Source organism: Candidatus Omnitrophota bacterium, assembly GCA_023227985.1.
Lineage (GTDB): Bacteria > Omnitrophota > Gorgyraeia > Gygaellales > Profunditerraquicolaceae > JALOCB01.
The window spans coordinates 17,426-44,281 of sequence record JALOCB010000009.1; the positions used below are offsets into that span (position 1 = coordinate 17,426).

At 50.6% G+C, this 26,856-nt stretch carries 28 protein-coding genes and 1 tRNA gene; 1 reads left to right on the top strand and 28 read right to left on the bottom strand.

The annotated features are described in order from the left end of the window. From ybeY to M0R35_03220, 10 genes are all read right to left on the bottom strand, one after another. Complete coding sequence (gene ybeY / locus M0R35_03175) at window positions 1-429, bottom strand: rRNA maturation RNase YbeY (protein ID MCK9594661.1); 429 nt, start codon at window positions 427-429, stop codon at window positions 1-3. Continuing rightward, window positions 356-1,801: an HDIG domain-containing protein gene (locus tag M0R35_03180; protein ID MCK9594662.1), complete on the bottom strand. Its 1,446-nt coding sequence runs from the start codon at window positions 1,799-1,801 to the stop codon at window positions 356-358. The genes ybeY and M0R35_03180 overlap by 74 nt, the downstream gene beginning before the upstream one ends. Next, on the bottom strand, window positions 1,776-2,735 hold the full coding sequence (locus M0R35_03185) for a PhoH family protein (protein ID MCK9594663.1): 960 nt from the start codon (window positions 2,733-2,735) through the stop codon (window positions 1,776-1,778). Before M0R35_03185 ends, M0R35_03180 begins: the two co-directional genes overlap by 26 nt. A 5-nt stretch (window positions 2,736-2,740) precedes the next feature. Next, window positions 2,741-3,229, bottom strand: coding sequence for a LysM peptidoglycan-binding domain-containing protein (locus M0R35_03190; protein MCK9594664.1), 489 nt, complete (start codon window positions 3,227-3,229; stop codon window positions 2,741-2,743). 29 nt (window positions 3,230-3,258) lie between these two features. Continuing rightward, window positions 3,259-4,653, bottom strand: a complete 1,395-nt coding sequence (gene aspS / locus M0R35_03195; GenBank protein MCK9594665.1) for an aspartate--tRNA ligase — start codon at window positions 4,651-4,653, stop codon at window positions 3,259-3,261. After that, the gene (hisS, locus tag M0R35_03200) at window positions 4,653-5,933 is read right to left on the bottom strand and encodes a histidine--tRNA ligase (GenBank protein MCK9594666.1); all 1,281 of its coding nucleotides are present in this window, start codon (window positions 5,931-5,933) and stop codon (window positions 4,653-4,655) included. Before hisS ends, aspS begins: the two co-directional genes overlap by 1 nt. 9 nt (window positions 5,934-5,942) lie before the next feature. Continuing rightward, a complete protein-coding gene (locus M0R35_03205) occupies window positions 5,943-6,215 on the bottom strand; it encodes an integration host factor subunit beta (GenBank protein ID MCK9594667.1) in 273 nt (90 codons plus the stop codon). Between the two features lie 246 nt (window positions 6,216-6,461). Further along, a complete protein-coding gene (locus M0R35_03210) occupies window positions 6,462-9,911 on the bottom strand; it encodes a DNA polymerase III subunit alpha (protein ID MCK9594668.1) in 3,450 nt (1,149 codons plus the stop codon). A 102-nt stretch (window positions 9,912-10,013) separates the two neighbouring features. Next, a complete protein-coding gene (gene guaA, locus M0R35_03215) occupies window positions 10,014-11,555 on the bottom strand; it encodes a glutamine-hydrolyzing GMP synthase (protein MCK9594669.1) in 1,542 nt (513 codons plus the stop codon). Further along, on the bottom strand, window positions 11,552-12,712 hold the full coding sequence (locus tag M0R35_03220; protein MCK9594670.1) for a GuaB3 family IMP dehydrogenase-related protein: 1,161 nt from the start codon (window positions 12,710-12,712) through the stop codon (window positions 11,552-11,554). The genes guaA and M0R35_03220 overlap by 4 nt, the downstream gene beginning before the upstream one ends. Window positions 12,713-12,867: 155 nt before the next feature. On the opposite strand from M0R35_03220, the gene M0R35_03225 reads away from it, so the two are divergent. Continuing rightward, window positions 12,868-13,311, top strand: a complete 444-nt coding sequence (locus M0R35_03225) for a general secretion pathway protein GspB (protein MCK9594671.1) — start codon at window positions 12,868-12,870, stop codon at window positions 13,309-13,311. Here the strand turns inward: M0R35_03225 and aroB are convergent. From aroB to amaP, 18 genes are all read right to left on the bottom strand, one after another. Continuing rightward, window positions 13,308-14,393 carry a 3-dehydroquinate synthase gene (aroB, locus tag M0R35_03230; GenBank protein MCK9594672.1) on the bottom strand — a complete coding sequence of 362 codons (1,086 nt, stop codon included), beginning with the start codon at window positions 14,391-14,393 and terminating at the stop codon, window positions 13,308-13,310. The genes M0R35_03225 and aroB overlap by 4 nt on opposite strands. After that, window positions 14,390-15,022: a site-2 protease family protein gene (locus tag M0R35_03235; protein MCK9594673.1), complete on the bottom strand. Its 633-nt coding sequence runs from the start codon at window positions 15,020-15,022 to the stop codon at window positions 14,390-14,392. The genes aroB and M0R35_03235 overlap by 4 nt, the downstream gene beginning before the upstream one ends. A gap of 91 nt (window positions 15,023-15,113) precedes the next feature. After that, window positions 15,114-15,374 (bottom strand): small basic protein, encoded by a 261-nt coding sequence (locus tag M0R35_03240; GenBank protein ID MCK9594674.1) that lies wholly within the window; start codon window positions 15,372-15,374, stop codon window positions 15,114-15,116. Between the two features lie 4 nt (window positions 15,375-15,378). Then, complete coding sequence (locus tag M0R35_03245) at window positions 15,379-15,996, bottom strand: SPOR domain-containing protein (protein MCK9594675.1); 618 nt, start codon at window positions 15,994-15,996, stop codon at window positions 15,379-15,381. A 21-nt stretch (window positions 15,997-16,017) separates the two neighbouring features. Then, a complete protein-coding gene (locus M0R35_03250; protein ID MCK9594676.1) occupies window positions 16,018-17,076 on the bottom strand; it encodes an HD domain-containing protein in 1,059 nt (352 codons plus the stop codon). Continuing rightward, window positions 17,036-18,190 carry a deoxyguanosinetriphosphate triphosphohydrolase gene (locus tag M0R35_03255; GenBank protein MCK9594677.1) on the bottom strand — a complete coding sequence of 385 codons (1,155 nt, stop codon included), beginning with the start codon at window positions 18,188-18,190 and terminating at the stop codon, window positions 17,036-17,038. The genes M0R35_03250 and M0R35_03255 overlap by 41 nt, the downstream gene beginning before the upstream one ends. Beyond that, a complete protein-coding gene (locus M0R35_03260) occupies window positions 18,169-18,651 on the bottom strand; it encodes an HIT domain-containing protein (protein ID MCK9594678.1) in 483 nt (160 codons plus the stop codon). Before M0R35_03260 ends, M0R35_03255 begins: the two co-directional genes overlap by 22 nt. Window positions 18,652-18,807: 156 nt before the next feature. Beyond that, window positions 18,808-19,314 carry a metallophosphatase family protein gene (locus M0R35_03265; protein ID MCK9594679.1) on the bottom strand — a complete coding sequence of 169 codons (507 nt, stop codon included), beginning with the start codon at window positions 19,312-19,314 and terminating at the stop codon, window positions 18,808-18,810. 4 nt (window positions 19,315-19,318) lie between these two features. Further along, complete coding sequence (locus M0R35_03270) at window positions 19,319-20,911, bottom strand: hypothetical protein (protein MCK9594680.1); 1,593 nt, start codon at window positions 20,909-20,911, stop codon at window positions 19,319-19,321. 9 nt (window positions 20,912-20,920) lie between these two features. Continuing rightward, window positions 20,921-21,583 (bottom strand): peptidoglycan DD-metalloendopeptidase family protein, encoded by a 663-nt coding sequence (locus M0R35_03275; GenBank protein ID MCK9594681.1) that lies wholly within the window; start codon window positions 21,581-21,583, stop codon window positions 20,921-20,923. A 37-nt stretch (window positions 21,584-21,620) separates the two neighbouring features. Continuing rightward, window positions 21,621-21,691, bottom strand: a tRNA-Gly gene (locus M0R35_03280). Between the two features lie 8 nt (window positions 21,692-21,699). Further along, window positions 21,700-22,980 (bottom strand): phosphomethylpyrimidine synthase ThiC, encoded by a 1,281-nt coding sequence (thiC, locus tag M0R35_03285; protein ID MCK9594682.1) that lies wholly within the window; start codon window positions 22,978-22,980, stop codon window positions 21,700-21,702. Between the two features lies 1 nt (window position 22,981). Next, complete coding sequence (gene thiE, locus M0R35_03290; GenBank protein MCK9594683.1) at window positions 22,982-23,575, bottom strand: thiamine phosphate synthase; 594 nt, start codon at window positions 23,573-23,575, stop codon at window positions 22,982-22,984. Beyond that, complete coding sequence (locus M0R35_03295) at window positions 23,562-24,011, bottom strand: thiamine-phosphate pyrophosphorylase (protein MCK9594684.1); 450 nt, start codon at window positions 24,009-24,011, stop codon at window positions 23,562-23,564. Before M0R35_03295 ends, thiE begins: the two co-directional genes overlap by 14 nt. Beyond that, window positions 23,989-24,474: a D-glycero-beta-D-manno-heptose 1-phosphate adenylyltransferase gene (gene rfaE2, locus M0R35_03300; GenBank protein ID MCK9594685.1), complete on the bottom strand. Its 486-nt coding sequence runs from the start codon at window positions 24,472-24,474 to the stop codon at window positions 23,989-23,991. Before rfaE2 ends, M0R35_03295 begins: the two co-directional genes overlap by 23 nt. Next, window positions 24,468-25,034 carry a D-sedoheptulose 7-phosphate isomerase gene (locus tag M0R35_03305; protein MCK9594686.1) on the bottom strand — a complete coding sequence of 189 codons (567 nt, stop codon included), beginning with the start codon at window positions 25,032-25,034 and terminating at the stop codon, window positions 24,468-24,470. The genes rfaE2 and M0R35_03305 overlap by 7 nt, the downstream gene beginning before the upstream one ends. A gap of 24 nt (window positions 25,035-25,058) precedes the next feature. After that, on the bottom strand, window positions 25,059-26,087 hold the full coding sequence (locus tag M0R35_03310; protein MCK9594687.1) for a 6-phosphofructokinase: 1,029 nt from the start codon (window positions 26,085-26,087) through the stop codon (window positions 25,059-25,061). A 157-nt stretch (window positions 26,088-26,244) separates the two neighbouring features. After that, the gene (gene amaP, locus M0R35_03315; protein MCK9594688.1) at window positions 26,245-26,850 is read right to left on the bottom strand and encodes an alkaline shock response membrane anchor protein AmaP; all 606 of its coding nucleotides are present in this window, start codon (window positions 26,848-26,850) and stop codon (window positions 26,245-26,247) included. Window positions 26,851-26,856: the final 6 nt, after the last annotated feature.

Here is a 26,856-nt window from a genome sequence, read left to right on the forward strand (position 1 = left end):
TCAACCTATCCCTGATTCCTTAAGATAATGCGCCTCTTTCCTGCGCATCATCCCCCTGCCTTTCGCGTCATGGTCGTCATAACCGAATATATGCAGCAGGCCGTGAACGAGATACAGGTGATTTTCATACAAAGGAGTGGTTTTAAAGGTCTTTGCGTTGCGGACCGCCGTGTCGGTGGATATGACTATGTCCGTGATCATCCTTCGGCCGTCACTTAGATCGAACGCCAGGACATCGGTGGCCGCGTCACGAAAGTGGTATTTACGGTTAAGCCGGCGGATCATCCGGTCATCCACGAAGCAAAGGGTAATGGCCGACCCTGCCGGAACGGATCTGCCTTCCGAGGATACGACCTTACGGGCGATGCCTTTTATCTTTTTCGGATTGATTGGTATTTTCTTTTGAAGGTTTTTTATGTATATCCGCACCGTCGGCCTCAGGATAATTTATACGGGTGTGGTATATTCCGCTCAAGATATGGATGAACACTGTCGCGATGATCTCCAGGTCTTTAAGGGTAAGGTCGCATTCATCGAGCTGGCCGTCGATGAACTTGTTATTTATGATCTTATGCACCAACTCATCGATCTTGGAAGGGGTCGGATCTTTCACCGCCCGGGTCGCCGCTTCCACGGAATCTGCCAGCAGCACTATCGCGGTTTCTTTAGTATTGGGTTTCGGCCCGGGATAACGAAACCCTTCTTCGTGGACCTCCTCCGGCATATCGGAATTCTCCAGCGCCCTGCGGTAGAAAAAATACACCAGGCTCGTCCCGTGATGCTGCTGGATGAATTTCTCAAGCTGCGGGGCAAGATGGTACTTCCGGGCCAGGTCCAGCCCCTCCTTGACATGGTTCATTATCAAAAGCTTGCTCATGTTCGGGGCCAGGGCCTCATGCGCGCTCATCTTCAGCCCCTGGTTCTCGGTAAAGTATTCCGGCTTTTGCAGCTTGCCGATATCATGATAATAAGCGCCGATCCGGGCCAAAAGCGCATTCGCGCCCACAGACTTGCAGGCGGCCTCGGATAGATTGCCCACTATCAGACTGTGATGATATGTCCCGGGCGCCTCAAGCATCAACCGGTTAAGCAAAGGACTGTTGAAATCCGCCAGTTCCAGGAGCTTTATATTGGTGATCGTCCCGAAAAGATATTCGAAGACAGGGAGTATACCCTGCGCGATAACCCCGCAGACAAGTCCGTTGAGCAAGAAAAACAGCGCTTCTTCGGAATACGCCCATTTAAAATCCCTGCTCATAAGAAATAAAACCGCCTGGACACAGCCGGCGACGAACCCGGCGATAACAATGGTGTTCCGGCGACGGACGCCATGGACCAGAAGGCTGGAAATTATACCGCTTATGAAAAAGATCACCCCCAGGCTGTTCGCCTGGCCGGAAGCCGCGTTGATAACGATTACCGGGGCGATAGTCAGCAATAATGATATTACCGGCTCGTTGAACAATATCGCGGCCAGCATCGGAGCCGCGGCGAACGGGATAAAGAACAACGGCCATCCGTGGTTGATCATCAAGAACCCCAATGAGGTTATCATCAGGAAAAGCAGTGACAGATTAAAAAGATTAAATGGGCGGGAATTAAGGTCGCGGTAGATGAACTTAAGATAAACAACCAGGCAGATCAAAAATATCGCCACAAGCAGGTTTACGCCGGCGAAGAAAGAATAAACCAGGGCCGCGGCGGACCCGGCCAGAAAAACGATCCAGCCGCGCAATTTCTCGGAGATCCGCGGTACGCGCGAATTAAATTTTAACTTATCTATCGCGATTTGCCTTTTCATAAGCCTCGATTATCTTCTGCACCAATTCATGCCTGACCACATCCTCTCCGCTGAAATTTATGAATTTGATCCCCTGGATCGCTTTCAGCGTTTCCATCGCCTGAAGAAGCCCTGTCGGCTTTCCTCCGGGCAGGTCGCTCTGGGTAATATCCCCGGTGATCACCGCCTTGGAATCGAATCCCAGCCGGGTCAAAAACATCTTCAGTTGTTCCGGAGTGGCGTTCTGGGCCTCGTCCAGGATGATAAAGGCGTCGTTCAAGGTCCTTCCCCGCATATACGCCAGAGGCGCCACTTCAATTATACCGGTCTCCAGGTATTTTTCTATCTTCTCCGCCTCCATCATATCGTAGATCGCGTCGTATAACGGGCGAAGATACGGCGATATCTTCTCATACATATCCCCTGGCAGAAAACCCAGGGATTCCCCCGCCTCGATCGCCGGCCGGGTCAGTATTATCCTGCGCACCTCCTGGTTGCGCAGCGACTCAACCGCGCAGGCCATGGCCAGGTAGGTCTTTCCTGTCCCGGCTGGCCCGATACCGAAGACTATATCATTCTTTTTTATCGCCTCGAAATACTCCTTCTGCCCTTTTGTCCTGGGGCCGATCGCCTTCTTCCCCGGAGGGCAGTGGCGGAATTTATCCCTGGCCGGCTCAAAGGAATCGTATTTCGGGGTCTTGGGTTCTTTCATCAATTCATATATCCTTGATCCGGATAACCGGTTATCGCCAAGTTCATCATTAGCCAGCAATCGCTCGATAAAAACAACCGCCCTGTTTATATTCTTGCTCCCGCCGGTTATCTTAAGGTCTTCGCCGCGCAGGGTCAGTTTCACCTGAAACTCTTTTTCCAGTATTTTTATATTCTCATCATACGGGCCGAGAAGCCCCTGAGCCGCGGCCAGCGTATCAATCCTGATCTTTTTTTCCGGCATTGTCTTTATTCCACAGGTATAGTTATGACCTGGCCCGGTTTTATATTATCCGGGCTTTTGACCGTTTTCCTGTTCGCTTCGTAGATCCGGGGCCATTTCGCGGAACGCCCGTAGAATTTAGAAGCGATCTTCTGCAGCGTATCCCCCGGCTGAACGGTATATTTTTGCGGTTCTGTAATAGCAGGCTCATCGGCCGGGATAACCGCCGGAACGGGCTCAACCGCGTCAACAGGCTGGCCGGGTTCGATTTTAACCGCCGGTTTCTTATTAGTCCTTAATATGGGATAAAGCTCCACCTCGATCACTTTAGTGGTCCGCGTCGGTTTGCGGCCCGCAGGAGCCGGCGCAGGTGGATTTTTAGCCGCAACCAAGCCGCGGTTACCGCTGTTCAAATCCTGGTCAGGCCTTTCTTTAACAACGGAATAAGTCCTGACCGCGCATCCGGATAAAGCCAACAGTATTACAAAGAACGGGATCCGTCCAGCTTTTAACATTTTAGCCTTATGCAGACCAAAGCCTGACCTCAAGTCTTTGTTTTCCTTATCGCGATGCCCAGCTCATCCAGTTGCCTTTTATCCACTCCCGAAGGGGCGCTGGTCAGGGGGCAAAACGCCTTTTGCGTCTTGGGAAAGCCGATCACCTCTCTGATGCTGGCTTCGCCGGCCAAAGTCGATAAAAGCCGGTCTATGCCGAAGGCAAACCCGCCATGCGGAGGAGCGCCGTACTGAAAGGCCTCCAAAAGAAAACCGAAACGCTTTGCCTGTTCTTCCTCGCTGATGCCGATAATCGAGAATATCTTCTGCTGCAGCTTCTGGTCATGGATCCTGATAGAACCGGAGCCGATCTCAATACCGTTGAGGACCAGGTCATAGGCGCGCGAACGTATATTGCTCAGATCATTGCCTTCCAGCTTGGGGACATCCTCGGCATGCACATTGGTGAACGGATGATGCTCGCACTCCCAGCGTTTTTCCTCCTCGTTATATTTAAAAAGCGGGAATTCCGTAACCCAGAGGAACGCGAATTCCTGTCCGGATGCCTTGCGCAGGTCCGGCTTATCCGATTGGTATTTTGCCAGGGCCTCGGCATGGCTTATCCTGGGGAACGGGACCTTCAATTCAACGCCTTTAATCTCTTTGAATATCAAGGCCATTAACGATTCAAAAACAGAATAAATGTCCTCTTCATCGATGAAGGACATTTCCAAATCCAGCTGGGTGAACTCCGGCTGACGGTCCGCGCGCAGGTCTTCGTCGCGGAAGCACTTGGCGATCTGGTAATATTTCTCTATCCCGGAAACCATTAATATCTGCTTAAAAAGCTGCGGGGATTGGGGAAGCGCATAGAATTCGCCGGGATTAAGCCTAGACGGGACCAGATAATCCCTGGCGCCTTCCGGGGTGGATTTAGTCAGTATAGGGGTTTCGCACTCAATGAACCCGCGCTCATTAAGGAAACCGCGGACGGCCTTATAAAGCGTATGGCGCATAACAAAATTATTGAACACCTTCCGTCGCCTCAGGTCCAGGTAACGGTATTTCAGCCGCATCTCCTCGGTCAATTCCTGCTCGTCGGTTATCTCAAAAGGCGGGGTCAGGCTGGGATTAAGTATCTCCAGGCCCGTGACCAAAAGTTCCACCTCTCCGGTGGGCAATTTAGCGTTGATCATTCCAGCGGGCCGCTTATTCACTTTGCCGGTGATACGGATCACGAATTCCGCGCGCAGGTCCTGGGCCTTTTTATGCGCCTCTCCGGATTCTTTAGGTATGAAGACCACCTGGGTTATCCCGTCGCGGTCGCGGATATCAATAAAAATAAGCTTTCCATGGTCCCTGCGGGTGGCGACCCATCCGCAAAGCGTTACCTCTTTTCCCGCATCAGCGGCGTTCAATTGCCCGCAAGTATGTGTCCGTAACATCAGCTCTCTTTCTGTTGGATTATTCCTAATTTTTCCTTCAGTCCGGCCATAGGGACCTTTTCCTGTGTTTTATTGGCCATATCCTTCAAGGTCACGCAATTTCCCCTGATCTCATCGTCCCCGATAATTATCACAAAAGCAGCACCCAGGTCGCCGGCCTTGCGCATAGCGGATTTCAAAGAATTCCCGCTGTAATTGGCGCTGGTGTCTGAAACTATAGCCGCGCTGTCGCGCAACCCGGACAAGATTACCAGGCTTTGTTTCTTGGCGGCTTCACCCAAAGGTATTACATATACGAGTTTCGGAATATCTTTCGCCTGGTCAGGCGCAGCCGCACTTTCCAGGGCCAAAAGCAGCCTCTCAAAACCGAATGAAAATCCGATCGCCCCGGCCTCCGGCCCGCCTAATTCTTTTACCAGGCCGTCATACCTGCCGCCCGCGCCCAAGGCGTCCTGCTGCGGGCCCAAACCGCTGTGCTTGATCTCAAAAACAGTGCGGTTATAATAATCCAGTCCGCGGACAAGAGTAGGCATAACCTTGTAATCCACTTTCATTACGTCCAGACCCTGCTTTACATATTCAAAATGAGCCTTACAATCCGGGCAAAGATGCTCCCGGCCTATTTGCAAATGGTTGACAATATCGCGGCAGGCCTCGTTCTTGCAGTCCAATATCCTTAAAATATTCCGGCTATACCTGTCTTTACAGTCGTCGCAAAGGCCGCCGAGCTTGTCTTCCAGCTTGTTTTTTAAAAGATCGTTAAGCGTCTTTTTATCCTGAGCGCAGCCAAGGGTATTCAAAGCTATAGTGTAATCTTTTACGCCGTATCGCTTTAGCAGCGCGTCGGCCAAAGCGATGACTTCCACATCTATATCCGGGCCGTAACTGCCTATCGCCTCGCAGCCGATCTGATTAAACTGGCGCAGCCTTCCTTTTTGCGGCCTTTCCGCGCGGAACATCGGGCCCATATAATATAATTTCAGAAAACCTTTGGTCTTATCCAGGCTGTTCTCGACATAGGCGCGGACGATCGAGGCAGTGCCTTCCGGGCGCAAGGCGTAGGAATCCTCATCGCGTTTAATGATGAACATCTGCTTCTGGACTATTTCAGTGGATTCGCCAAGCGAACGGTTGAATAACGCGGTTTCTTCTATAAAAGGAGTGCGGATTTCGGAATAGTTGTAAATAGCGAAGATTTTACGGCTGGTTCCTTCGATCTTTTGCCATAAACCTGTCTGATCAGGCAGGATGTCTTTTGTCCCCGGGACTTTTTTGAACATGTCGTAAGTTTATTTTACTTTTTGCTTCATTTCCAAGCCGGGTTTAAAGATCACGACTTTCCTGGGAGGAACTGGGACGACTTGACCAGTGCGGGGATTTCTTCCGGTGCGGCTTTTTCTTTCCTTGATCTTAAAAACGCCAAAATTACGCAGTTCTATCTTTTCACCCCTGACCAAGGCTTCTACCATATAATCAAAGGTTTTCTGGACTATCTTCTTAACATCAGTCTGTTTAAGGTTGGTTTCATCAGAAACTTTCAGGATAATATCTTTTTTGGTCATTCTTCCCTCCGGATTAGACACGGATAATGTGTCTGCAACTATAATATCAGCAAAAAGTTACATCTAAATTTATGTGTTAAATATAGCACATAAATCCCAAAAGGTCAATATTTTTTTGTCCCCCGGCATAACTGCCAAGGCTTCCCGGGAATTAATGCTCGAGCGACAGCAGTATCCAAGGCTAAAAAACACGGATTTAGGGCGCGAAATTATAAAAAATTATTTATTAAAGCCTAAAAACCGTTTTTATATGGTTATGGTAACCCTGCCTTCGCCCAGGAGGTCTTCTATATCCTGAATGATCTTATCCGAAGGCTGGATAAATAATTCGCTGCCAACCACAATCTGGGTCTTGGCCTTGGACGCCCCATCCAGATGGAGGTATACCGGGGTGCTGCCGCTGGAAGACGCCAGCAGGACTTTAAGGCTTTCGAAGAGATTATCCTTTAATCCGGTCAGGTTTATGTTGATCGAAGAAATTATCCGGTAAACCTCATCCATAGGGAACATATCGCTGGCAATGATCTTCGGGGTATTTTCCTTGAGGTCCAGCCTTCCCCTGAGCAGGACCACGTTGCTGGTCTGTATGTATTTTGAGATCTTCTGGTAGGTTTGCGGGAATACCAGGACTTCGATAATCCCGTCAAGATCCTCGACCTTGAGTATGGCCATCTTCTCCTGGTTCTTCCTGGTCAGGGTATTCTTTATCTTGGTGATCAAAGCGACTATCTTTATCAAGTCCTGGTCTTTATATTGAGAAAGGTCGTTGATCGGGGATGATGAAAAACGCTTCAACTGCCGGGCATAACGCGCCAGAGGATGCCCGCTGATATAAAACCCCAGCAGTTCTTTTTCAAAAGCTAAAAGTTGCGGCTCAGGCCATTCTTTTATCTGGGAATTATCCCCGATCGGCTCTTTAAAGCCGTTCTGCGCCTGGCCGGCGTCAAAAAAAGACAACTGGCCGCTGGCCTTCTCTTTTTGCAAGCGGCCGGCGCATTCCAATATCTGGTCCAACGAGGCGAACATCTGCGAACGGTGTTGTTTAAAGCCGTCGAACACCCCGCATTTGATCAGGCTTTCCAGGACCTTGCGGTTAACCAGCCTAAGGTCGATACGGCCGCAGAGCTCTTTCAAAGAATTGAACCTGCCATGCTGCCTGCGGGAATTAACCAGGGACTCCACCGCCCCCTTGCCCACATTTTTTATAGCCAAAAGCCCAAACCGGATATTCTTGCCGCCGCCGACAATAAAGAACGCGTCGCTTTCGTTGATATCCGGAGGCAGCACCTCGATCCCCATATGTTCGGATTCATTGACGTATTCGACCACTTTATCGGTATTATCGCGTTCTGAGGTAAGCAGCGCGGTCATAAATTCCAGCGGATAATTCGCCTTGAGATATGCGGTGCGGTAAGAGATCACCGCGTAAGCTGCGCTGTGGCTGCGATTGAACCCGTAGCCGGAAAAATAAACGATCTGGTCGAATATTTTATTGGCGGTAGCTTCCTTTATCTCGTTTTTGGCGCATCCCGAGACAAAATGCTTGCGCTGCTGCTCCATCACCTCGGTGATCTTCTTGCTCATCGCCCGGCGCAAAAGGTCGGCCTGGGCCAGGGTAAAACCGGCCAGTTCGGAAGCTATGTACATTATCTGTTCCTGATAAAGCATTATCCCGTAAGTATCCTTGAGTATCGGTTCGAGCCGCTTATGATCGTATTTCACCGGTACCAGCTTTTTCTTGCGCTGGATGAAATCGGTAAGCATCCCCGAGCCCATCGGTCCCGGACGGTATAACGCCAGAAGCGCGATCAGGTCCTCAAAATGGTCGGGCTCGAGTTTTTTCAGCAGGTCGCGCATACCCGAGCTTTCCAGCTGAAACACCCCCATTGTCTGCGCCGCGCATAACAGGCGGTACGTAGGCTTGTCATCCAGAGGGATCTTGCGGATATCCAGGTCGATATTCTGGTGCCCCTTGATCAATTTAATGGTCTGATCGATCACCGTAAGAGTCCGCAGCCCCAGGAAATCGACTTTCAGCAGGCCGATCTTTTCCAGCACGCTCATCCCGTACCCGCTGGTGATCTGGTCCTCCTGTGTCTTAAAAATAGGCATATAATTATCCAGAGGCTTATCCGCGATGACCACACCTGCCGCGTGGGTCGAGGCATGCCGGTTAAGCCCTTCCAGGGTCAGAGCGATATCCAGCAATTCCTTTATCTGGGGATCGTTCTTATACAGGCTGTTCAGTTCCGGCTCGCTTTCCAGCGCGTCTTTCAGGCTGTAATTGGGATTGGTCGGGTCGGTCGGAGGTATTAATTTGGCGATCCGGTCCACGTCGGCGTAACTTAAACCCATAACCCGGCCGACATCCCTGACCACTCCCCTGGCCTGCATAGTCCCGAATGTGATGATCTGGGCAACGTTCTCCTGGCCGTATTTATTAGTCACATAATCGATGACCTCGGGCCTGCGCTCGTAACAGAAGTCTATGTCTATATCCGGCATACTGACCCTTTCCGGATTAAGAAAGCGTTCGAACAAAAGGTTATATTTAAGCGGATCGATATCGGTGATACCCAGGAGGTAACTCACCAGGCTTCCGGCTGCCGAGCCGCGGCCGGGGCCTACGGGAATAAGGTTTTTCTTGGCATAATGGATGAAATCCCAGACAATAAGGAAATAACTGGTAAAACCCATGCTCTGGATGGTTTTCAGCTCATGCTCAAGCCTTTGTTTTATCTGCGGGGTAAGCTCGGGATAGCGTTCTTTGATCCCAGTATCGCAAAGGTCGCTTAAAAAAGCCTCTTTGCTCTTTCCTTCGGGGAGTTCATACCTGGGCAGGTGGTGTTTGGAAAAATCCAGTTCCAGGTTGCAGCGCCGGCTGATCTCCACGGTATTGGCGATCGCCTCGGGATAATCCTTGAATAATTCCTTCATCTCCTGGCCGGATTTGAAATAAAACTCGTCGGTGGAGAGGCGCATCCGGTTCTGATCGGTAAGCACGCTCTGGGTCTGTATGCACAAGAGCGCCTCGTGGGCCCTGGCCTTATCCCGGGCCAGGTAATGGACGTCATTAGTCGCTACCAGCGGGATCTTAAGCTGGCGCGAAAGCCTTACCAGGCCTTCGTTGACTGTCGCCTGTTCCGCGATCCTGTTCTCCTGGATCTCCAGAAAAAAATTATCAGTCCCCAGGATATTGCGGTAATCATCCGCGGTTTTCACGGCGTCGTTAAACCGAAGCTGGCGCAACATAACCGGTATCTCGCCTTTAAGGCATGCGCTCATCCCGATCAGCCCTTGGCTGTATTTGGCCAGGACCTCCTTGTCTATTCGCGGACGGTAATAGAACCCTTCAAGATAACCGATGGAAACGAGCTTCATCAGGTTCTGATACCCGGCCTCGTCTTTGGCCAGGAGTATCAAATGGTAAGACGCCTCATCCATACCGCTGGATGTTTTCTCCAGCCGGGATTTCGGGGCGACATAAACCTCGCAGCCGATGATCGGTTTTATCCCGGCTTTTTGGGCGGCTATGTAGAATTCAACTGCGCCGAACATATTCCCATGGTCGGTGATCGCCAGGGAATCCATATTGTAGTGTTTAGCGAGATTTAGAAGCTCCGGGATACGGCAGGCGCCGTCCAAAAGGCTGTACTGGGTATGCAGGTGCAGGTGGATAAAATCTGAATGAGGCATGGAAAGTACCAGAAGATACTATCGGTCTATAGTCTATAATCTATAGTCGATAGAAAAAGCCCTATAGACAATTGGCTGAACTATCGACCTGGTCGATCAGGCTTATTCCCACTCGATCGTCGAAGGCGGCTTGGAGGTGATATCGTAAACCACACGGTTTACCCCTTTGACTTCGTTTATAACGCGGTTGGAAATATTCTCCAGCACTTCGTAAGGGAGCTTTACCCAGTCCGCGGTCATTCCGTCCTGGCTGGTGACGCAGCGCAGGGCCACGACATTATCATAGGTGCGCTCGTCTCCCATTACCCCTACGGTCTTTACGGGCAGAAGCACGGCAAAAGACTGCCATACCTGGTTATATAAACCGGCCTTGCGCACTTCATCAAGCACTCGGCTGTCAACTTCGCGCAGTATCTTTAAGCGGTCTGCAGTGACGTCTCCCAGGATGCGGATAGCCAGGCCCGGCCCGGGGAACGGCTGACGGTAGATTATATTCTCCGGCATCTGCAGTTCCTTGGCGATCTGCCTGACTTCATCCTTGAAAAGGTCGCGCAGCGGCTCAAGAAGTTTTAATCTCATATGTTCCGGCAAACCGCCGACGTTATGATGGCTTTTGATCTTGGCGGAAGGCGCGCCGGTGGCAGATACGGATTCGATCACATCCGGGTATAACGTGCCCTGGGCCAGGAATTTCACGCCCTTGAACTTATCCGCCTCCTCTTCAAACACCTTGACGAATTCCCTGCCGATGATCTTCCGCTTTTCCTCGGGATCTGCGATACCTTTGAGCTTCATCAGGAACCTGCGCGAACTGTCCACGTAATCCAGGTTTAAATGATAAAGATTGCGGAAAACCTTTTTGATCTGCTCCGGCTCATCCTTACGCATTACGCCGTTATCGATAAATATGCATTTCAGGTTGCGGCCGATGGCCTTGTGCACCAGAAGCGCGGCGACCGAGGAATCCACTCCGCCGCTCAAACCCAGGACCACCTTGCTTGCGCCCACGCTCTTGCGGATATTCAGGATGGTTTCCTTAATAAAAGACTGCATATTCCATCTGCCGGAACAACTGCATATGCGGAAAAGGAAATTGCTTAGTATCTGGCTGCCTTTTTCAGTATGGGTAACTTCCGGATGGAACTGTACCGCGTAGATCTTGCGTTTTTTATTGGATATGGCGGCCATTGGGCTGTTCAGCGTATGCGCGCTGACAATAAACCCCGGAGGCAGCTTGGTCACATAATCGCCATGGCTGGCCCAGCAGGTAAAATTACCCGGCAGGCTGCTGAACAGGTCGCGGTTATCGTCTATAAAAAGCTCGGCCTTGCCGTATTCGCGCTCCCTGGTATGCCTGACCTTCCCGCCCAGCATATGGGAGATCAGCTGCATCCCGTAACATATGCCCAATATGGGTATGCCGAGTTTGAATATATCCTTGTCCGGATGAGGCGCCTTCTTGTCGATGCACGACGCCGGGCCGCCTGAAAAGATTATGCCTTTAGGCGCCAAAACAGCAATATCTTTGGCCGGCGTGTTAAAAGGCATTACCCTGGAAAAAACCTTATGCTCCCTAACCCTCCTGGCGATCAGCTGGGTATACTGCGAACCAAAATCAAGGACTAAAACCATTTCACGGCTCATTTTCCCATCCCCACTCTCTGGCCGACCTGGAAGATCTTGCCTTCGGTCTGAATGGAAGGCGCGATGATTATCTCCACGTCCTGCATTTCTTTTATATTGCCCGCGCCCAGCGAGCCCATAGAAGTCTTTAACGCGCCCATAAGGTTCTGGGAACCGTCATCCACTTTAGCCGGCCCGAAAAGTATATCCTTGACCGTTCCGGTAGTGCCGACATAAATGCGGGTCCCGCGAGGTAAATTCACGTTGGACGTAGCCATTCCCCAGTGGTATCCGCGGCCGGGAGCCTCTTTGGCCCGGGCGAAGCTGGAACCGATCATCACCGCGTCGGCGCCGCAGGCGAATGCCTTGCAGATATCTCCTCCGCGGTTCATCCCGCCGTCGGTAATTATCGGGACATACCTTCCGGTGCGTTTGAAATAGAAATTCCTGGCTGCAGCCGCGTCAATGGTAGCGGTGACCTGCGGCACTCCGATACCCAATACGCCGCGGGTAGTGCAGGCGGCTCCGGGTCCTACCCCGATCAAAAGCGCCGCCGCCTTGGTCTCCATAAGTTCGAGGGTTGTTCCGTAAGTGACGCAGTTGCCCAAAACAACCGGTATCTTCATTGAATCGCAAAATTTAAACAGATCCAGGCTTTTATATTCTTTGGCGATATGTTTGGGCGTGGTTACCGTGGATTGGATAACGAATATATCCGCTCCGGCGGAAACGGCGATCTTGGCGAATTTCTCGGCATGAGCCGGTATACAGCTTACCACAGCAGTGCCTTTTTGCTTCTTTATCTCGGCTACCCTGCGACCTATAAGTTTCTCTTTGATAGGCGTGGTATAAACCATCTGGATAAGAGCGGTCGCCTCCGCAGGAGTCGCCTTGGCGATCCGGTCAAGGACCTCATCAGGGTTTTCATAACGTGTCTGAACGCCATCCAGGTTCAGGACAGCTATACCGCCCAGCTTGGACATTGCCACAGCAAATTTAACATCGACTACGCCGTCCATAGCCGCAGCTACTATCGGGACCTTGAATTTTTTGCCGCATATGGAGAAAGTAGTGTCAACCTCAGGAGGATTTATAGTTTGAGTACCCGGGACAAGGGCGATTTCATCGAAACCATAACACCGGCGAGCCCGCCTTTCCATTCCTATCCATTCAGCCATTATTAACTCCTTTTACATAAATTATTACAATTAAACAACTTATAGCATTTGAGCCGTTTAACCCGACTACTTAGAACAAGAGTTTATACCAATATCCCCTCTTTGTCAATAGAAAAATTCGCTTAATCCTTTACAAAACATCTATTTTTGTTATAATGCTTTCCATGGATACTTCCAAGATCAGGTCATTCATTATTTATTTGTTTGCCGCAGGGATAGGCATAGGCGCGGGGAAATTGGGTTTTGATTATATGACCGTGAAGTTTTCCCCCAAACTCGGGCATAAGGGCCGAATAGAAGCATCGCCAATGCCCGCCCCTGCTGTTCCCGCTGCACAGCCCGCGCCTGATCCGGCCGGCGAAGGGCCCGTATCATCTGCGGCATTGGCGAAAGCAAAAAAACCGGACAGCATTTCATATATACTGACCGGCGTTTATCTTTCCGGGAATAAAGCTTTTGCCCTGGTCAACAACCAGATCGTGGAGGAAGGCGACGAGGTTGCGGGTGCGAAGGTCTTCAAGATCAACCTGGATGAAGTTATCCTAAAACTTACCGACGGCCAGGCGATCAAACTCACCACCAGAAGCAGATACCCCTAAAACCTATCCTTTATTGAGCCCTTTACCGCGCTAAGCGCGATATTCTCGACTATCATAGTCTTGGCTATCCCGCCCAACAGGACCAATCTGCTCACCGACCCCTTGAATTTCTTATCGTGATAATAAGCCCGGATGATCCTATCCAAAACCAAGCCTTTGATCTTATACGGCAGGCCGAAACTGCGGATAAGACGTTCCAGGCGCATTTTAACCTCAGGCGCAAGCATCTTTAGCCTCACGCTGATATCGTTGGCGACAAGCATACCCAGGCTTACCGCCTCGCCGTGGTTATAACGCCTGAACCCCCCTGCCGCTTCTATAGCGTGTCCGACGGTATGGCCGAAATTAAGGACCGTCCTCAAACCCTTCTCTTCTTTTTCATCCGCGGCGACTATCTTGGCTTTTATCCTGACGCAAACGCCGACTATGGATTCCAGGCAGGGAGCAGCGGCGTCAATGATCCGGGCCCGGTTGCCTTCAAGGTATCCCAGTAATTTTTTATCCTTGATCAACGCGTATTTTATCACCTCGGCCAAGCCGGCCTTTAATTGTCTGCGGTCAAGAGTCTTCAGAAACTTTATATCCGCCAGGACGAACGCCGGTTGGTAAAAAGAACCCGCCAGGTTCTTTCCCGCTTCCAGGTCAACCGCGGTCTTGCCTCCTATGCTGGAATCCACCTGCGCCAACAAAGTCGTAGGTATCTGGACCAGGGGTATGCCCCTACGGTAGATCGAAGCCACGAACCCGGCAAGATCACCGATAACCCCACCGCCGAAGCCGATAATAAAAATTTTCTTATTTTTGTCGTATCCGACCAGGTCGTTCAATACTATTCCTGCGGTCTTAAGCGACTTGCTTTTTTCGCTGTCCGCGACGCTCTTGAATCTTACCGTCATCCCCGCGCGGATAAGCGTTTTTTCCAACTCCTTGCCGTAAGCCTTTTTAATAAAGTTATTGGTGATAATATACGCGTCAGGGCCCAATCCGCAGGATCTGATATACCCGGGCAAGAGCTTAAGGATATCCCTGCCCACGATTATTTTATACGGATGCCGTTTTAGATTTACGTTTATAGTTTTCATATTCTAACGTTAAAACCCAAAGCCGCCAGGATATAACCGACCGCCGGCCAGACCAATATGTCCAACGCTCCCAAAAGAACCAGCCCCATAACGACAAAAAAACCGTACGGTTCGATCAAGGCGTACCGATAGGAAAGTTCGCGGGGCAAAAGACCCATAACCACGCGGGAACCGTCCAAAGGCGGTATGGGAATAAGATTAAAAACGCCCAGGACCACGTTTATCACTACGAGCTTTTCCAGCATATAAAGGCCCAGGCCGGATACAGGGAAAAAACGCAGGACTAAACTGCAGATCAGGGCTAAGATAAAATTCGCCGCCGGGCCGCTTATGCCGATCCAGATGATATCCCTGCGGGGATTCCGCAACAACCGATAATCAATGGGCACGGGTTTTGCCGAACCGAAAACAAACCTGCCGTTGGTGCTGAAAAACAATAACAGCGGCAGGATTATGGTCCCGACCGGGTCTATATGCGCCAGAGGGTTCAGGGTCAGCCTGCCGGAATCCTTGGCGGTATGATCGCCCAAGAGATAGGCTGTGGCCCCGTGGGCGAACTCATGCACGGTCATCGCCACCAAGAGCAAACCTAAAGATATCAGCAAACCGAGGATATCCACGCCAACCATTCTCTAATGACCTTTCTTTAAAAAATAAGGCTAAGGTTTAGGTCGCAAAACCTTAATCTTAGCCTTATTCAAAACGTATTAAATATGCGGATTATTTCTTCGCGGGAGCGGCTGCGCCATCCTTGCCCGCGGCAGGAGCTGCGCCGGCGGCGGCCGTTCCTTCAGCCGCCTTCTCTGTTTTCTCCTTCTTGATCTTTATCTTAAGCGTCTTGATCTTAGGCAGGCCGTAAACAGCGCTGCCTTCTTTCCACTGCTCTTTATCCAACATTACCTTTAAACGCTCGATGCGCTTTAATACCGACCTTTGCTTCTTGCCCTTCTCAGTTGCCTTTAAAGACGGATGCATTGACATACTATTATAGCCTCCTGATATAGCAATCTCGATAATTCTGCCTTAATTTAGACAGCAATGATTTTGCCATTTCCTTTTTGGTAAAACTGCCCACGCAGATTATATTGTAGCCGCCCTTGGATACAATTACCGGGGCAAACCCTCTTTTTTCCAGTTTCGCCGACTCATTTTGCGCGCTGCTTCTGGTGACATAAGTGGCCACCTGAATGGTAAAACCCGCGCCGCCTTTGTCCGCCGGGGCCGCGCCCTTTACCGTAGTTGCCACAGGGCTTTTCTTCTTATCCCGCGCGGCGTTTCCGGCGGCCATAGCCGCGGCAGAAACAGGGACAACGCTCCTGCGCTGCGACGGTATCGGCTGTATGGCCGGGACAGATATTGAACCTCTGCGGTTGGACGCGGTATCAAATTGCAGGCCGCCGCTAAAATCTGTCGCCTTCTTGCCTTTTTCCACTCCCAGGCAGAACGCCACGATAGCCGTGATCAAAAAAACAATAACCGACAATATCGCTTTCTCAAAATGGCGCAAATAACCGCGCAAGGCCCCCGGCAATTCCGATCTGGACACAGATCGATCCTCGCCTTGCGAGAAAAGCTCCAACTGTGAAAAAGTCTCCTTTTCCATATCTACATTATAATATCTTTGTTATACCTGTTGCAAGTATTTTTTATAATGGCTCTTGGCTATCCGCAGGAAAGCCTCAACCACCTTGGGATCAAACTGGGTCCCGCTCTTCTTCTTGATCTCTCTTATGGCGATGTCGACATTGACCCGCTCGCGGTAAGGCCTGCCGTAAACCATAGCCTCAAAGGCGTCGGCTACAGCCATAACCCTGGCGCCCAGCGGGATCTGGCCTTTCTTTAGACGCGACGGATACCCGGTGCCGTTGTACTTTTCATGATGATGCATTATTATCGGGATCGCCGGCTTCAGCATCTGAAAAGGCCTTAACATCTGCGCGCCCATTACCGGATGGCGCCTTATTATTTTATACTCGTTGGCGGTAAGCTTTGTGGTCTTGGTCAGTATTTCTAACGGCACATCTATCTTTCCGGCGTCGTGCAAAAGGCTGGCGTATTTAAGGCTCTCCACCTGTTTTTCGTCCAGGCGCATCTGATGCGCCAGCGCCACCACCAGCCGGCTGAAATGCGGGGAATGCGTGTATTCCTGCGGTATGCGCGCGTCCAAAAGGGTTACCAGCGACTTGATGCTTCCCAGAAAGATCTTCTGCTGTTCCTCGTAAAGCTGGAGGTTCTTTATCCCGATCATCGCCTGCTCGGCCATGGTCATCATTATCTCCTGGTCGGCTTTATCAAAAGGCGCCTCGGTCTTGGCCCGCTTTAAAAGGATCAGGCCCATAATATCCTCGGAGACCAGAGGTATCCCCAGCAGGTAATCTTTCTTTATCGCGGTGAATGTCCGGATGATCTTTTTCTCGATGCGGTTGGTGATCTTTTTATTCTTATCGATTACTATTCTCTTCCTCCCGGAAACCATGCACTTGATGGTTGAATATTTCCGGGAAGGATCAAGGATGATTATCAGGCAGTAGCGGGAATTAAAGATCTGGCAGATCAGCCTGGCCAGCCTGGGGATCAAGTCCTTTAGCTCGAAAGTCGAGTTTACCAGGCGGTATATGCTGTGCACCGCCGATATCAGGACTTTATACCTTCTCGTAGGGGTAAAACAGCTTTTTATATTCATCTAACGCGTTCCTGTCTGTCATCGCCGCGAGGTAATCGCACACGCCACGCCTGACCCCTTCCTTAGCTATTCTTTCCTGCACATGGGGAGGCAGCGCCTGAGGCCTGACCATATATATCTCGAACAATTCCTTGATAAAACGCTTGGCCTTATCCGCCATCCTGATAACGCGGTAATGCTTATAAAGCTTTTCCATAAGGAAATCGCGCAAAGGCTGGCGCAGCGATTTCATCGGTGCGCTGAAAGAAATTATCTTTTTATCAAGTTTCTTAACGTCGCCGCTGGAACGCAATTTCAGTTTTTTGACCTTTGCCTCGGTTTCCCGGATCAGGTCGGTAACCTGCATATTGATCAACTGCCGAATGATCAGGTATTTCCTGCGTTCCGGGAGTATTTTAGCATATTTTGCGGAAATTTCCTTACTTATATTTTCCCATAAAGCGAGCTCTTCCAGGTCGTTTTCTTTCAACAACCCGGAGGCCAGCCCGTCGTCTATGTCATGGTTGTCGTAAGCTATCTCGTCGGCGATATCCACGATCTGCGTCTCCATCGTAGGCATCTCTTTCGGGGCAAGGTCTTTGATCGGGGCGCTTTTATCGAATTTCGTCGAATGCTTGACGATCCCTTCCCGGACCTCCCAGGAAAGGTTAAGCCCGGGGAATTCGGGGTAACGTTCCTCCAGCTTTTCCACTACCCTCAAGCCATGCGTGTTATGATTGAATCCGCCGTGCCCGGCCATTAATTCATTGAGCGCTTCTTCTCCGGAATGGCCGAAAGGGGTGTGCCCCAAGTCATGGGCCAGCGCGATAGCCTCGGTCAAGTCCACATTCAAACCCAGGGCCATGGCCATGGTCCTGGCGATCTGGGAAACCTCCAAAGTATGCGTCAACCGGGTCCGGTAATAATCGCCTTCGTGGTTGACAAAAACCTGGGTCTTGTACTCCAGCAGACGGAATGCCTGGGAATGAATAATCCTGTCCCGGTCCCTTTGATAGACCGAACGGTAAGGATGCTCATCCTCCTTGTAGCGACGGCCGCGGCTGTCAACGCTGTGCATGGCGTAAGGCGCCAGGAATTTGTCCTCGTATTCTTTTATCCTTTGCTGGATATGCATGCCTTAAGCCTCTTGTGCAATTCCTCTAAAGACTGCGAGATTATCTTGGTATTGTTCAAAACAGGCATAAAATTAGTGTCCCCGTTCCACCGGGGAACAATATGGATATGCAAATGCCCAGGGATGCCCGCCCCGGCTATGCGGGAAACATTGATCCCGATATTATACCCGTCCGGCGCCAGGACTTTTTCCAGCAAGGCCTTGGCCCGGTTAAGGCTGGCGAATAGGTCCAGGACCTCCGCGTTATCAAGCAGGGATATGTCCCGCACATGGCGTAACGGCGCAACCATCAAATGGCCGTTATTGTACGGAAAGATATTCAACAGGGCTATGGATTTCCTGGTCTTGAAAATCACGAAATCCTTTTTTACACCCGGCCTCTTAGCGAGGCAAAAAACACAACCGCTCTTTTTTTTGCCCTGAACGTAGTTTATCCTCCACGGCGCCCACAATTTATCCATATCACCTCATAGGGGACGGTTCCTCTGTCCCTAACTATCTACAGCCACGACACTTACAAGCAGGCATTTGTCAAATTTGAAAACAGGAAATTTCTTTCCTCAAGGTTTGAACTTGTCAATGACGTCGTTGTAACTTATTACAGCGCAAAGAGTAATTTAACGAGGAACCGTCCCCTTGATTTTAACGATACTGGCTTTTATTTTACCGTTGATCTCTATTATCCCGAATGAACGATACGGAGCAAAGACAGTATCCGTAGGGCTACCCGGGTTGAAATACAGCGTATCTCCGATCTTTTCGTTCATCGGCTGATGGGAATGCCCGAAAATTATAACATCTACTTTATCTTTTTTAAAAACTTCGGCGAGCCGTTTCAGGAGCTGGTCCGGGGGGCCGTAGCCGTGGATCAACCCTATGAAAAACCCGGAAGCCTCAAAAACCATTTTTTCCGACAGCAGGCCCCTGACCTCTTCGTGGTCCATATTCCCGGCTACCGCCTTCACATCCGGGCAAAGCCCTTGGAGCTTTCTCAACACGCTCAAATCGACCAGGTCTCCGGCGTGGACGATCATATCCACGCCCTTGAATACATCGACCACCGCAGCCGGTATTTCGCTGCAGTTCCCCGATATATGCGTATCCGAAAGGACCCCTATTTTCATAATATCATACTATGATCCTGGGCTTGGAGAAAACATCAAAGAGCTGGTTGATGCTGTTCAAATCCCAGGCCCAGATCTTTTCTTCCAGAGCCTTCAAACGGCTGTTCTGCTCTATGTCGCGCAAAGCGACTATTATCTTACGTTGCTGTTTGTGCCGGTATTTCTTGCACTCCCGCGAAAATTCCGAGATATCCTCTTCCGTCAGCGGGTCGTATTTGAACCCGAATATCCACTGGCTGTCCGTCGAACGGCAAATCAACCCTTCCCGTAAGCCCTTGTTCCGGAATTCCAGCGGTTTTATCTCGCGGAAATGGTTGAGCGTCAATCTCCTGCGTTCGATCTGAATGCGGTCGTCAGAAAAAAGCCGCACCAATTCGGTCACCCTCTGGGATACCGGGATATTGGCCTGTTTCAGGAATTCGCCGATCATATCGTCAATGTTCTTGCGAAAAAGTGCCTTCTGGTTAACAGAGTCAAAAGTCAATGAGTGCAGTTTTTCCTGGTATACGAATTTCAGCCAGAAACCCAGGATCCGGTCGTTTATTTTAAGGAAATCGACAGAACGCGAGATAACGTCGGTTTCCAAGAGATAATTCACCCGCAGGTCGATCTCCTTTTTAGGTTTACGCAGGATATGCGCGATATCCTTGATCTTGTTCTGCCCGCTGGAAATCAAATAAAGTATGGAGGTGTAATCACGGCTGAACTGTGTGTCCTCAAACCGTTTCAGGTAATTCGTGAACCTCTGGTTCAACGCCCCTGACGACAGAAAAAAAAGGTTTTCCAGTATATCGGCAAGGCTGGACTTCTCCGCCTTGAGCAGTTCCCCGCAGATCAGGTCAAGATAAAACGGATGCCCGCCGGTAAAATGCACGATAAAATTACGCACACCCAGGTCCAGCCCTATGCCTTTAAGCCGGGAACCCAGGTATTCCTCGGTGGTCTTGATATCAAACGGCTCGACGGTGATCACCTCGAAATTGCCGAAAAGCAGGCAAAGGTCCTTGGAAAGGATATTCTTGGTCTTAAAGATCTGCGAGCTGATGATCACATACATAGTGGTCTTTTGCAGGATAAGCAGCTTGGACCATTCCTTGTAAACGTTCTTCACGCCCAAATGTTCAAGGTTGTGGAATTCATCCAGCACCACTACGCAGAATTTATTGGTCTCCTTATGGATAAGGTCGGTAAGCGAGAATAAGCTGTTCAGGGTATTTTCTTTCTTCCTTTTTTTCAGGTCGGCCAGTATGGCGCGGATCCTGGCCACGGTTTCGGGGATATGGCTGCTTGCCTTTGTAATCAGGAAATCCAGGTCTTCTTTAAGCGGGGCATTGCTGGGGGTGAGGAAATTATAAAGCAGGACGCCGATGAACCTGCGGGCGAACGTAACCAGCGGTTCCGGACGGCAATCCATATAAACCATTATAAAACGGCTGTCGCAAAAATTATTCAGGAATTTAAAGACGATCGTGGTCTTGCCCAGCTGCTCTTCGCCGATCAGGGCGATATTCTGGCGGTAACCGTCTTTCAGGGGGACAACCCGTTTTACCAGTATATCCTGGTAAGATTTACGATTCGCGTAATTTTGTACTTGCATGAAAGTAAATTAAGGGAGATAAAAATACGGATTTTGAGACATCGCGCCTTTGCGTATCTCAAAATGCAAAAACCCGCTCTTTTCACGGCCGCCCGGAATTATCCTGGCGATAACCGCGCCTTTGTTTATTATATCACCGGGTTTGACAAAAACCTCGTTATTTCTTCCATATACCGTCCGGAATCCGCCGGCATGCTCAATAATTAAGGTTTTTCCCAAGCCGGGGAAATCCTGATCAAGGAAAACCACTTTCCCTGCGGCGGAAGCGACGATATCGCCGTTATACAAAGGCTGAATATTCAAACCTTTATTCACCGTATTATTAACGCTCTGTCCGTAATCGGCGATCACCTTGCCTTTTAACGGCCAGATAAAATCATCATCCGCCGGAAATGCTGCGGCCCCTGTTTTTGCGTTAAGCGTCCGCGGCACAACCAGCATTTGCCCGACCTCGATGCGGCTGGAATCCTGGATCTTATTGATAGCGACCAATTCCTCTATGCTCACCCCGTAGGTCTTGGAGATCCTCCAGAGGGTCTGCCCCTTGGAAACCTTGTGGTATACGCCGCCGGCAGGCAACGGCGCCGGCTTAAAACCAACAGGAACAGGCCCGGTCACGCAGCCGGATATGAACAAAAGGCAAAGAACGGATATTCGCAGATGTATAGGCATTTTATCCCGCTATTGTCCCGCGCGTTGCGATCAAATAAGCGGGTGATCGGAATCGAACCGACATGAGCAGCTTGGGAAGCTGCCATTCTACCATTGAATTACACCCGCATTGCTGTCTATTTAAAGTGGCACTCCATAAGCCTTATCGAACAATACTTGCCGCACATTGTGCAAACATCCTTCATATCCGGTTTTGAAGAAAGGCGGTATTCCCTGGCCTTTTCCGGGTCAATGCATAAGGCGATCTGTTGCTTCCAATCCCTGCGGCTTCGGGCGACGGACATCCTGCGGTCCCGCTCCAATGCCCCGCCGACGCCTTTCACTATATCCGCCGCGTGCCCGGCGATCCGTGAAGCGATCACCCCTTGCCGAACATCATCTGTCGAAGGATGGCGCAGATGTTCGGCCGGCGTGACATAACACAGGAAATCAGCCCCGTATCCGGCTGCCAGAGCGCCGCCGATCGCCCCGCTTATATGATCATAACCGGCGGCGATATCTGTCACCAAAGGCCCTAAGACATAAAACGGCGCCCGGCCGCATATCTTTTTCTCCAGCTCGATATTCTTCTTTATCTGATCTAACGGGACATGCCCCGGGCCTTCGATCATCACCTGGACGTTCCTCTTGCGGCAGGCCCTGGCCAATTCGCCCAGGATCTTCAGCTCCGTGATCTGCGCCTGGTCAGTGGCATCCAGGATGGAACCCGGCCTTAACCCGTCCCCCAGGCTTAGGGTGACATCGTATTCATAAGCAATATCCAATATCTTATCGAAATATTCGTAAAAAGGATTTTCTTTCTTGTTCCGGCTTATCCAGCTGGCCAGCATCGCCCCGCCGCGGGAAACGATCCCCAGCAGACGCTTATTCTTCCTTAACTGCCGAAGGCTTTTTCTGGTCACTCCGCAGTGTATGGTAAAAAAATCGACCCCTTCCTCCGCCTGGTAACGCAGCGTCTCCAGGATATCTTTGGCCGAGAATCCCAGGAAATCCCCTTCATTCTTCTGGGCGTTGACCGCTATCTCGTATATAGGCACAGTGCCTAACGGGATATTTGACGCAGCCAGGATCTTTCGGCGGATCGCCCTCAGGTCGCCGCCGATGCTCAGGTCCATTACCGCGTCAGCGCCGTATTTCTCGGCAACTTCCAGCTTTCGTAATTCCTCAGGCAGGTCCGGCTTGTCCGTGGATGTCCCGATATTGGCATTTACCTTGGTAATAAGCCCGGCGCCGATAGCGCAAGGACGGCTGATCCTGCGCTTTTTATTAAGCGGGACGACAATATTCCCTTTTTTCATCCCTGTCATTATAAACCGCGGAGGAACCTTCTCAAAGGCCGCGACCTTTTTCATTAACGGGGTCAAAGAATTTTTTTTTGCCGCTTCCAGTTGGGTCATTTTAAATTAAAAGTTCAGAAAGACTGCTCACTGATTTTTTAACGTCAGCCGCCGCGATCACCTCCCGGCAGACCGCCGCCTGGCGCGAGCCCTGCGATCTTATTTTTTTGATATTGCCGAGACCGATACCGCCTATCGGAAAAAATGGTATTCTTATCGATTTACAGCACTGGCGGACCAAGCCCAGGCCTATAGCTTTTGTATCCGGCTTGGTAGAGGTGGGGAATATCGGACCTATCCCAATATAGTCGGCGCCTTCGCGCTGCGCCTTTATTGCCTGATCTATATTGGAGCAGGAAACACCGATGATCATTTTCCTGCCTAATAATTTCCGCACCAGCCTTACCGGCAGATCATCCTGCCCCAGATGCACGCCGTCAGCCTTGCTGAACAGGGCGATATCCGGATGATCGTTAACGATGAAAACGCTTTTATTCTCCGCGGCTATCCTGCTTAAAACCTGGGCATCCGCGAGGATCTCCCGCCTTGAACCGGCCTTATCCCGCAGTTGCAGGATCATTCCCCCGCAGGAAACCGCTTTTCTGGCGGTTTGCGCCAACGGCCTCTTCCCCAGGACCGCTTTATCTATTATCACATAAAGAGCCGAACTTCTTAATAACCTTCTTTTCCAGTTCATAGACATCATATCGCAACGCCTTGAATTTCAAGGCCGCGTCGATCCGGTTAAGCTTGGAAAATTCCTCAAGCACCCTGATTGATTCTTTGACCCGCTGGATATTTGCCAGGAATATGTCGCGGTAACCGCTCCTCTTGAATTCACCGCGGACGGAAGATACCGTTCTGCCCACATCCCGCTTGCTCGAGCGCGATCCCAACAATGCATCACGCTTGGGGCAGCCAACCGCAGCCAGATCAACCCGGTGCCGGACCGCTTTAAATCCGACGGTCAAAGAGCGGTCGTCCAGGATGAAACGGATGACCTCTTCGCATACGCGCAACCCCTCTTTAACCCGGTTAAGGTTGGCGTCAATTACACGGAAAATTTTTTTATCCCTGCAAACTCTGGACAATTTTATTGATCAGGCTGGTGGTGGATAAGCCTTTTTCGAATTTTATGGTCAATACCTTGCCGCCGTTTTTAGCGACAAAATCGCCGCCGACGATCTGCGATCTTTTCCAGTCAGCGCCCTTGACCAGGATATCCGGTTTTACGGTTTTTATTACCTCAAGCGGCGTATCCTGCCCGAAAACGACCGCGTAATCCACGCACTCCAATCCGGCGATAAGCCTGACCCGGTATTTCTGGCCGACTATCGGCCTCTTAGGGCCTTTCAGCCTTTTTACCGAAGCGTCGCTGTTCACTCCCACGACCAGGATATCCCCGGCCGACCTGGCGCTTTCCAGGTATTTCAAGTGGCCGTAATGTAAAAGATCGAAACAACCGTTGGTGAACACAACCTTCTTGCCCTGGCGCCTCAGGCGCGAAACTTCTTTGGCCAACCGACGCAGGCTTTTTACCTTTGCCTCTAACATAACGCCTGTTCCGCCATTTCGCATACTATATGGCCTATGGTGATATGCGCCTCCTGAACCCTGGCAGTAACCGATGACGGGACCATCAAAGAGACATCCGCCAGCTTGATCAACTCGCCGCCGTCCCCGCCGGTAAGCGCCACGGTTTTTATCCCCATTTTCTTTGCCTGTTTTATGCCGGCAGCGACGTTTTTGGCCTTGCCGCTGGTGGATATGCCGATAGCAATGTCGTTCTTTTGCCCCAGCGCTTCGATCTGCCGGGAAAAAATTATTTCATAACCGTAATCATTGGCCAAAGAGGTCAAGATCGAGGTATTGGTGGTCAAGGCTATAGCGGCCAGCGCGGTACGGTCTTTCTTGAACCTTCCGACGAGCTCGGCGGCGATATGCTGGCTGTCGCTGGCTGAACCGCCGTTGCCAAAAAGGATGACTTTGCCGTTCTTCTTCAAGGATTCGATGATCAGATTGGCTATATTGATAATATTGTCGATCCGGGTGCGCAGGAGGTCTTCTTTTACCTGTATGCTTTCCAGGAGCAGATCCTTGATCCTGTCTCTCATTTTGTCATCCCCTTATTTTAAAGGTTATCCGAAGAACACCTTGGCGATGTCGTAGAGCTCCATATCCACGGTCTTCAATTCTTTGACCGCTTCTTCCAAAGGAACGGCGACGATGGAATTGCCGCGTAAAGCGACCATTTTGCCGAAATCCTTCTTGGTTATAAGCTCAACCGCTTTCACCCCGAACCTGGTCCCCAATATACGGTCAAAGGCAGTCGGAGAGCCGCCTCTTTGTATATGCCCGAATACGCTGACCCGGGTCTCATAGCCGGTCCTTTTCTCTATCTCCTTGGCCAGCATCTCGCCGATACCTCCCAGGCGGACATGCCCGAACTCATCCAACTTTTCTTCCTGAGTGACATCCTGGGATTTGAATTGCGCGCCTTCCGCGACCACTACAATGCTGAAGGTCTTGCCGCGGCCGTGCCGTTTCTTGATGATCGCGCAAACCTCGTCCATATCAATGGGGATCTCCGGGATCAAAATCACGTCCGCGCCTCCGGCGATGCCGGATTCCAGGGCGATCCATCCAGCGTGCCTGCCCATAACCTCGGCTACCATAATACGGTGATGACTCTCTGCGGTGGTATGCAGCCTGTCTATGCACTCGGTGGCGATATTGATCGCGGTATCAAAACCAAAAGTATAATCAGTGGCCGAAAGGTCGTTATCAATGGTCTTGGGAACGCCCACTATATTGGGGATCCCGTCTTTAGTCAGCTTATTAGCCACGCCCAAGGTATCTTCGCCGCCGACCGCGACCAACGCGTCAAGCTTGTTCTTTTTGAAATTATCCTTTACCTTATCCACCCCGCCTTCTTTTTTATAAGGGTTGGTCCTGCTGGTGCCCAGTATGGTCCCGCCTTTAGGCAGGATACCGGAAACCGACCCCAGATCAAGATTCATCGTGTCATTCTCGATCAGGCCTTTCCATCCGTTCTTAAAACCTATAACCTCAAATCCTTCATTGAAGGCCTTCCTGACCACTGCCCTGATCACCGGGTTCAAACCCGGGCAATCCCCGCCGCCTGTGAGTATGCCGATCGTTGCCATTACCTGTTTCCTCCTTGTATAGAGATACAATACCGGTGCATATACCGATTGCACCGGGTGTCAATACCGACTGAATACCGACGCGTATTCTCCGCCACCCGGCGGACACCCGCGCAATTCCGATTAGCGCGGGGTGCGATAGTGTACTGTTTTTAAATCACACCCTTCCGTAACCCCCAAAAGGTATCGCAGGCTCCGGACTTTCAGCTTCCCTTTTCTTGCGTTCCTTGTCTTCACGGGAAACTATCTTCGAAATATGCACGCGGATAATGATCTGCTCTTCCAACCCCAGCACCTCCTGTATCTTGGATTTGGTTATTTCCTGCAGGCGGGCGGTAAGCTCCGGAAGGTTCGCTTCAGATTTAAGCGCGACCTTCAGGTCCACTACAATGCCTTTTTTAGTGGCGATCACGTCAGGCCGCAATTCCCTTATTTCCGGGATGATCAACACAAAATGCTTGATCAGGTCCTCGATGGCGGAAAGCGCTATGGTCACTTCGCCTGACGCGGTAGTAAAGGCGATCGTCTTTTCGCTCTGGAACCTGCCCAGGATAAGCTGGGCGAAAGAAAAACTTACCAGGATCAAGAGCAGCCCCGAAAGGCCGATTATTATCCTGGAATTAATATTGCCCTGCACGTAAACAAAGAGGCTGCCGATATCCGAGGGGGGGATTATATTAAAAGAAAAAAACACCATTGCCAGCCCGATAAGGATAAGTATGCTGGCATAAAACAAAATACCCAGAACATTGAAGATTCTCATAACGCC

Excerpts from the sequence above, each read along its gene's own strand:
- M0R35_03190 (MCK9594664.1), bottom strand. The coding sequence starts at position 3,229 with ATGTTAAAAGCTGGACGGATCCCGTTCTTTGTAATACTGTTGGCTTTA.
- thiC (MCK9594682.1), bottom strand. The coding sequence starts at position 22,980 with ATGACCCAACTGGAAGCGGCAAAAAAAAATTCTTTGACCCCGTTAATG.
- hisS (MCK9594666.1), bottom strand. The coding sequence starts at position 5,933 with ATGTTCAAAAAAGTCCCGGGGACAAAAGACATCCTGCCTGATCAGACA.
- M0R35_03225 (MCK9594671.1), top strand. The coding sequence starts at position 12,868 with ATGCTTTCCATGGATACTTCCAAGATCAGGTCATTCATTATTTATTTG.
- amaP (MCK9594688.1), bottom strand. The coding sequence starts at position 26,850 with ATGAGAATCTTCAATGTTCTGGGTATTTTGTTTTATGCCAGCATACTT.
- M0R35_03310 (MCK9594687.1), bottom strand. The coding sequence starts at position 26,087 with ATGGCAACGATCGGCATACTCACAGGCGGCGGGGATTGCCCGGGTTTG.
- M0R35_03240 (MCK9594674.1), bottom strand. The coding sequence starts at position 15,374 with ATGTCAATGCATCCGTCTTTAAAGGCAACTGAGAAGGGCAAGAAGCAA.
- M0R35_03250 (MCK9594676.1), bottom strand. The coding sequence starts at position 17,076 with ATGAATATAAAAAGCTGTTTTACCCCTACGAGAAGGTATAAAGTCCTG.
- rfaE2 (MCK9594685.1), bottom strand. The coding sequence starts at position 24,474 with ATGTTAGAGGCAAAGGTAAAAAGCCTGCGTCGGTTGGCCAAAGAAGTT.
- guaA (MCK9594669.1), bottom strand. The coding sequence starts at position 11,555 with ATGAGCCGTGAAATGGTTTTAGTCCTTGATTTTGGTTCGCAGTATACC.
- M0R35_03245 (MCK9594675.1), bottom strand. The coding sequence starts at position 15,996 with ATGGAAAAGGAGACTTTTTCACAGTTGGAGCTTTTCTCGCAAGGCGAG.
- M0R35_03265 (MCK9594679.1), bottom strand. The coding sequence starts at position 19,314 with ATGAAAATAGGGGTCCTTTCGGATACGCATATATCGGGGAACTGCAGC.
- M0R35_03235 (MCK9594673.1), bottom strand. The coding sequence starts at position 15,022 with ATGGTTGGCGTGGATATCCTCGGTTTGCTGATATCTTTAGGTTTGCTC.
- M0R35_03180 (MCK9594662.1), bottom strand. The coding sequence starts at position 1,801 with ATGAAAAGGCAAATCGCGATAGATAAGTTAAAATTTAATTCGCGCGTA.
- M0R35_03210 (MCK9594668.1), bottom strand. The coding sequence starts at position 9,911 with ATGCCTCATTCAGATTTTATCCACCTGCACCTGCATACCCAGTACAGC.
- M0R35_03275 (MCK9594681.1), bottom strand. The coding sequence starts at position 21,583 with ATGCCTATACATCTGCGAATATCCGTTCTTTGCCTTTTGTTCATATCC.
- M0R35_03260 (MCK9594678.1), bottom strand. The coding sequence starts at position 18,651 with ATGGATAAATTGTGGGCGCCGTGGAGGATAAACTACGTTCAGGGCAAA.
- M0R35_03270 (MCK9594680.1), bottom strand. The coding sequence starts at position 20,911 with ATGCAAGTACAAAATTACGCGAATCGTAAATCTTACCAGGATATACTG.
- M0R35_03185 (MCK9594663.1), bottom strand. The coding sequence starts at position 2,735 with ATGCCGGAAAAAAAGATCAGGATTGATACGCTGGCCGCGGCTCAGGGG.
- aroB (MCK9594672.1), bottom strand. The coding sequence starts at position 14,393 with ATGAAAACTATAAACGTAAATCTAAAACGGCATCCGTATAAAATAATC.
- M0R35_03220 (MCK9594670.1), bottom strand. The coding sequence starts at position 12,712 with ATGGCTGAATGGATAGGAATGGAAAGGCGGGCTCGCCGGTGTTATGGT.
- aspS (MCK9594665.1), bottom strand. The coding sequence starts at position 4,653 with ATGTTACGGACACATACTTGCGGGCAATTGAACGCCGCTGATGCGGGA.
- M0R35_03255 (MCK9594677.1), bottom strand. The coding sequence starts at position 18,190 with ATGCATATCCAGCAAAGGATAAAAGAATACGAGGACAAATTCCTGGCG.
- M0R35_03305 (MCK9594686.1), bottom strand. The coding sequence starts at position 25,034 with ATGAGAGACAGGATCAAGGATCTGCTCCTGGAAAGCATACAGGTAAAA.
- M0R35_03205 (MCK9594667.1), bottom strand. The coding sequence starts at position 6,215 with ATGACCAAAAAAGATATTATCCTGAAAGTTTCTGATGAAACCAACCTT.